This window comes from Streptomyces sp. NPDC048361 (assembly GCF_040651795.1).
Classification (GTDB): Bacteria; Actinomycetota; Actinomycetes; order Streptomycetales; family Streptomycetaceae; genus Streptomyces.
In genome coordinates this window covers 1-6,212 of record NZ_JBEZKW010000122.1, presented here as the reverse complement: position 1 = coordinate 6,212, position 6,212 = coordinate 1, and the positions used below count along the sequence as shown (strand labels likewise).

Below are 6,212 nucleotides of genomic sequence, written 5' to 3'. Positions count from 1 at the left end.
GCCCTTGAGGCGCGAACGGGGTCTGGGGCGGAGCCCCAGAGGGCCGAGCCGTCCAACGTCGCCGCCCGGGCGGGTGGGTGGGCAAACCCTCGGGGTCTGGGGCGCAGGCCCCCGGGAGCCGCACCCTCAAGTAGCGCCACCAGTCGGCTACTTGACCGCACCTCCCACCCCCAGCACCAACCTCCGCTGCACCAGAACAAAGAGCACGAGCACCGGCACCGTCATCACCGTGGACCCCGCCATGATCCCGCCCCAGTCGTTCTCGTCCGGCTTGAAGAAGACCAGCAGAGCCATCGGCAGCGTCGACTGCGACGTGTCGCTGATGAGGAACGACTTCGCGAACAGGAAGTCGTTCCACGCGGAGATGAAGGAGAAGACGCTGGTCGCCACGAGCCCGGGGAAGACCAGCGGAAAGAGGATCTGCCACAGAAAGCGCGTGCGGCTCGCCCCGTCGAGCGCCGCGGCCTCCTCCAGGGCGACCGGCACCCCCTTCACGAACCCCCGCAGCATCCAGATCGCGAAGGGCAGCGAGAACGCGAGGTGCGGCAGGATCAACGAACCCAGCGTGTTGAGCTGCCCCAGATCCCGCATGAGGAAGAACAGCGGGATCGTCAGCGCCTCGACCGGCACCATCTGCGCCACCAGGAACATGATCAGCAGCGTGGTGCGGAACTTGAACCGGAAGCGGGTCACGGCGGTCGCCGCCAGGAAGGCGATCAGTGCGGAGAGCACGACCACACTTCCCGCCACGACGAGGCTGTTGAGGAAGTACCGGCCGAAGTCCTGCTGGGTGAAGACCCGCCGGAAGGAGTCGAGGGACGGGGAGAGAGTCCAGGGCCTGGGGTGGGCCGACTGCACCTCCCCCGCCGGCTTGAACGCGGAAAGGACCATCCAGTACAGAGGGAAGGCGACCACCACGGCCACGAGCAGGGCGCCCGCCTCGGCAGCCAGCCGCCCCGGCCGGCGTATCCGGTGAACCCGACCCGAAGCGGAAGAGCCCACGACCCTCGCCGCCCTGGAACCCACAACCCGCCCCGCCCTCACAGCTCCTCCCCTCCCCTGCGCAGCACCCGCAGGTAGAGCAGCGTCGCCACCAGCAGGATCAGCAGCATGACGACGCCGATCGCCGAGCCGAGGCTGTACTGCGAGGAGGCGAACGCCTTTTGGTAGGCGTACACGTTGAGGACCAGGTTCTGGCCCGCGATGCCGCCGCCGTTGGTCATGACGTAGATCTGTGTGAACACCTTGAAGTCCCAGATGACGGACTGGATCGTGACGACCGTGAGGATCGGGCGGAGCATCGGCGCCATGACGGACCGCCAGGTCCGCCACGAGGAGGCTCCGTCGAGGGCGGCCGCCTCCAGGACCTCGCCCGGGATGGCGCGGATCCCGGCGTACACCGTGATCATCACGAAGGGGAACGAGCACCACACCACTTCGAGCAGAACGAGCAGGAACGCGCTGTAGCGCCCGTACGTCCAGGAGTGGTCCCCGAGTCCCAGCACCCGGTTCACGGGGCCGAAGTCCGGGTCGAAGAGGAACATCCACACCGTGGAACCGGTGATCGCGGGCGTCGCCCACGCGCCGAGCGCGGCCAGCATCAGCGCGAGCCGCGGCAGGGCGCGTACGCGTGTCAGGAGTACGGCAAGGGTGCAGCCGACGGCGAGGGTGCCGAGGACGCAGGCCGCCGCGAAGACGAGCGTGGCGAGCAGGACCGACCAGAACTGGCTGTCCGAGAACAGTGTGGCGTAGTTGTCCAGGCCTTGGAAGCTGGTCGGTTCGCCGCCGCTGACCTGGGCCTGGGTGTACTGGAGGAAGGAGATCAGGCCGAGTTGGTAGACCGGGTAGACGAGCAGCGCGGCGAGGACGGCGAGGGCGGGGGCCAGGTAGAGCCACGGTGTCCAGCCCGACCCGCCGAGCGGGCGGCCGCGCGGGCGGCGACGCGATGGCTTCGGGGCCGGCGCCGTCCGGGCCGCGCCGCGCTCGGTGGCCGACGGCCTGAGCCCGCCGAGTCCGGTCGAGGAGCTCAACTGGCCGCTCCGAACGCCTCGTTCATCTTCTTCGCCGCGTCCGAGGACGCCTTGGCCACGTCCTTCTTGCCGCTGACGACCTCCTGGAACATGGTGGGCAGTACGAGCGAGGAGTCGATCTGGCCCCAACCGGGCGACGCAGGAACGAACTTGGCGCCCGCGGCCAGGGTGCGGACGAACGGCTCGACGAACGGCTGCTTCTTGGCGATTTCGGCCCGTACGTCGGTGTAGGTCGGCAGGAAGCCCATCGCGTCGAACATCTCGCGCTGGGTCGCCTTCCCCGTGAGCTGCTCCATGAGGTCCACGGCGAGCGTGCGATGCGAAGTGCTCTTCAGTACCCCGATGTTGTTGCCGCCGGCGAAGGCCGGGGCTACGGAGCCGGGTGCGAGGCCGGGCAGCGGCACGACGGCGTACTTGCCCTTGACGGTGCCGGCCTCGACGGCAGCGTGGTTGAAGTCGCCGCCGATCACCATGGCCGCCTTGCCGTTGGCGAAGGCGGTGACGGTGGCGTTGCCGCCCATCTGGGCGCACTTCGCGGCGGGGCAGTTGTCGTCGCCGAAGAGCGAGGTGTAGGCGGTGATGCCCTTGCGGGCGGCCTCGCCGTCGAGGGCCGAGGTGTACTTTCCGCCGTTCTCGGTGGCCAGTTCACCGCCGTTGGCCCAGAGGAACGGCAGCGCGCCGTAGGTGTAGGCGCCGCCCACCGCGAGCCCGTACAGGCCGGGCTTGGCCTGGTGGATCTTCTTGGCGGTCGCGATCAGTTCGTCCTGGGTCTTCGGCACGGCGACACCGAGCTCCTTGAGGACGTCGGTGCGGTAGTACAGCGCGCGTACGCCGACGAACAGCGGGGCGCCGTAGACCTTTCCGCCGACCGTGACGGACTGCTTCGCCGTCGGGTCGGTGTCCTTCGCCTCACCCCAGGCCGCGAACTCGGCGCTGACATCGGCGAGTCCGCCGTCCTTCACATAGCCGGCCGTGTCGGTGTTGCCGTACTCGATCAGGTCGGGCGCGGAGCCGGGATCGTTGAAGGCGGCCTTGATCCGCTGGGCGCGGGTGTCGACGGGTATGTACTCCACCTTCACGTCGGCGCCGTGGTGGGCCTGTTGGAAGGCGGCCACGGCCTTGTCCACCACCTTCTGTTTGGGGCCGTTGCTCACCTCCTGGAAGAGCCAAACGCGCAGGGTGCCGCTCTTGTCGTCGCTCTTCGCCCCGGCTCCCGAGGTCTGGGGGGCACACGCGGCGAGGGCGACCAGGGCAAGTACCGCCAGCGGCAGGGCGGTTCGGGCGGACGGCGTGGACATCTCGGACAGCTTCACGACAGAAAGCCTCCCCTTGGCGTTGCAACATACGCAACGAGCGTTTCGCATACTGCACAACAGGGAGGAGGTTATGGCGGAGGCAAAGCTCGCGGCAAGAGGTCTGGACAACCCGTGGCCGTCAAGGGACGCAAAACGGCCCCCGGGGTGTGCGTGACGCACACCCCGGGGGCCGTCGTTCCAGCGGGCCGCGCTGCTACGCGCGCGCCACCGCTCGGGCTACTTCTTGTCCTTGCCGCCCTTGTCCTTGTCGCCGCCGGCGCTCATGGACTCGTAGATCTCCTTGCACATCGGGCAGACCGGGTACTTCTTCGGGTCGCGCCCCGGCACCCAGACCTTGCCGCAGAGCGCGACGACGGGCGTGCCGTCGAGCGCGCTCGCCATGATCTTGTCCTTCTGGACGTAGTGGGCGAAGCGCTCGTGGTCGCCGTCGCCGTTCGACACCTGGGGTGTCGGCTCTACGAGGGTCCCCGTACCTGCCCCGCGCTCGGGCTCAAGAGTGCTCATAACCACCAAGGGTACTGAAGGCAACCGGATTGGGTGGAGGGGCATCGGCAGGTGTCCGCCCAGGGACCGTCCAGGCGTCAGTTGAGCGAGGGATCGTCCGGATACGTGGCCACCATCGCGAGCTCGTTGCGCTGGCGGCGCAGCACAGCCCGCCACAGGCTCTCCGGCTCCGGGCACGACACGTCACCGGGCTCGGATTCCACCACGTACCAGGCCCCCTCGGAGAGCTCGTCCTCCAGCTGGCCCGGCCCCCAGCCGGCGTATCCGGCGAAGATCCGCAACGAGCCGAGGGCCGCCGCGAGCAGCTCCGGTGGCGTCTCCAGGTCGACCAGGCCGATCGCTCCGTACACCCGCCGCCAGCCAACGGGGTCTCCCCTGCTCGTACGGGGCCGAGAGCTTGGGGAACGGCCGTCCTCGACGGGGCCGTCCCAGCCGGGACCCTCCCCGCCGGGGCCGTCCTCGCCGGGGACCACCGCGACGCCCAGCGCGGAGTCCAGGGCGACCGGGCCGCCCTGGAAGACCACGCCCGGCTCGCCCGCGAGGTCCGCCCAGGATTCCAGGATGTCGCCGACGCCGACCGGCGTCGGACGGTTCAGGACCACGCCGAGCGTGCCCTCCTCGTCGTGATCGAGGAGCAGCACCACCGCGCGGTCGAAGTTCGGATCAGCCAGGGCCGGGGTGGCGACGAGCAGCCGCCCGGTGAGCGAGGACACCTCGGTCATGCCGACATGATCCCCCATAACGGGCCCGCGCGGGAGACGGGGCACCCGCCACGCGGGCCGGAAACCGCATGGAGTCGTGACCCTCCGCAGAGCTGACCTGCGCGGAGCGTGCTGTAGCGAATTCATTACCTACGTGAACCGTCCTTGGCCTTATGGGGCAGGGGTGAAAGCCCCTTACCCTTTATCCCTGCCCCTTGCCCGACGACTCCGGAACGCGAGATTCATGACCGGCACAGACGATGTACTGCTTGTCCACGGCGGAACCCCGCTCGAGGGCGAGATCCGCGTCCGCGGCGCGAAGAACCTCGTGCCGAAGGCGATGGTCGCCGCCCTCCTCGGCAGCGGCCCGAGCAGACTGCGCAACGTGCCCGACATCCGCGACGTACGCGTCGTACGGGGCCTGCTGCAGCTGCACGGCGTCACGGTCCGCCCCGGCGACGAGCCCGGCGAACTGATCCTCGACCCCTCCCACGTCGAGTCCGCCAACGTGGCCGACATCGACGCGCACGCGGGGTCCTCGCGGATCCCGATCCTGCTGTGCGGGCCGCTCCTGCACCGCCTGGGCCACGCCTTCATCCCGGGCCTCGGCGGCTGTGACATCGGCGGCCGGCCCATCGACTTCCACTTCGAGGTGCTGCGCCAGTTCGGCGCGACCATCGAGAAGCGGGCGGACGGCCAGTACCTGGAGGCCCCGCAGCGGCTTCGTGGCTGCAAGATCACGCTGCCGTACCCGTCGGTCGGCGCGACGGAGCAGGTGCTCCTGACGGCCGTGCTCGCGGAGGGCGTGACCGAGCTGTCCAACGCGGCGGTCGAGCCGGAGATCGAGGACCTCATCTGCGTCCTGCAGAAGATGGGCGCGATCATCGCCATGGACACCGACCGGACGATCCGGGTCACGGGTGTCGACGTCCTCGGCGGTTACACCCACCGGGCCCTCTCGGACCGCCTGGAGGCCGCCTCGTGGGCGTCCGCCGCGCTGGCGACCGAGGGCAACATCTACGTCCGCGGCGCCCAGCAGCGCTCGATGATGACGTTCCTGAACACCTACCGGAAGGTCGGCGGCGCCTTCGAGATCGACGACGAGGGCATCCGCTTCTGGCACCCCGGCGGCTCGCTCAAGTCCATCGCGCTCGAAACGGACGTCCACCCGGGCTTCCAGACGGACTGGCAGCAGCCGCTGGTCGTCGCCCTCACGCAGGCCACCGGGCTCTCCATCGTCCACGAGACGGTGTACGAGTCCCGGCTCGGCTTCACCTCCGCGCTCAACCAGATGGGTGCGCACATCCAGCTGTACCGGGAGTGCCTGGGCGGCTCGGACTGCCGCTTCGGTCAGCGCAACTTCCTGCACTCGGCGGTCGTGAGCGGCCCCACGAAGCTCCAGGGCGCCGATCTGGTCATCCCGGACCTGCGGGGCGGGTTCTCGTACCTGATCGCGGCGCTCGCGGCGCAGGGCACGTCCCGTGTCCACGGCATCGACCTCATCAACCGGGGCTACGAGAACTTCATGGAGAAGCTGGAGAGCCTCGGCGCGAAGGTCGAACTCCCCAACGGCTCCCTGGTCTAGCCCCGGCCCGCAGACGAGAGCGGGGTCGCTGGGGCTCCGCCCCAGACCCCGTTCGCGCCTGAAGGGCGCTCGTCCT

The 6,212-nt window shown here is 69.4% G+C and carries 6 protein-coding genes; 1 reads left to right on the top strand and 5 read right to left on the bottom strand.

Translation table 11 applies throughout. The features are described 5' to 3' along the window. Positions 1–147 precede the first annotated feature (147 nt). From AB0D31_RS34405 to AB0D31_RS34385, 5 genes are all read right to left on the bottom strand, one after another. Positions 148–1,002 (bottom strand): carbohydrate ABC transporter permease, encoded by an 855-nt coding sequence (locus tag AB0D31_RS34405; RefSeq protein WP_362730784.1) that lies wholly within the window; start codon positions 1,000–1,002, stop codon positions 148–150. 38 nt (positions 1,003–1,040) lie between these two features. After that, positions 1,041–2,030 (bottom strand): sugar ABC transporter permease, encoded by a 990-nt coding sequence (locus AB0D31_RS34400; RefSeq protein WP_362730781.1) that lies wholly within the window; start codon positions 2,028–2,030, stop codon positions 1,041–1,043. Then, a complete protein-coding gene (locus AB0D31_RS34395; RefSeq protein ID WP_362730787.1) occupies positions 2,027–3,328 on the bottom strand; it encodes an extracellular solute-binding protein in 1,302 nt (433 codons plus the stop codon). Before AB0D31_RS34395 ends, AB0D31_RS34400 begins: the two co-directional genes overlap by 4 nt. A 234-nt stretch (positions 3,329–3,562) precedes the next feature. Continuing rightward, on the bottom strand, positions 3,563–3,850 hold the full coding sequence (locus tag AB0D31_RS34390) for a DUF3039 domain-containing protein (protein ID WP_267052954.1): 288 nt from the start codon (positions 3,848–3,850) through the stop codon (positions 3,563–3,565). 77 nt (positions 3,851–3,927) lie between these two features. Next, on the bottom strand, positions 3,928–4,572 hold the full coding sequence (locus AB0D31_RS34385) for a YqgE/AlgH family protein (RefSeq protein ID WP_362730776.1): 645 nt from the start codon (positions 4,570–4,572) through the stop codon (positions 3,928–3,930). Between the two features lie 223 nt (positions 4,573–4,795). Here AB0D31_RS34385 and murA point away from each other — a divergent pair, with 223 nt between their 5' ends. Further along, positions 4,796–6,136, top strand: a complete 1,341-nt coding sequence (gene murA / locus AB0D31_RS34380) for a UDP-N-acetylglucosamine 1-carboxyvinyltransferase (RefSeq protein ID WP_362730774.1) — start codon at positions 4,796–4,798, stop codon at positions 6,134–6,136. The last annotated feature ends 76 nt before the right edge of the window (positions 6,137–6,212 follow it).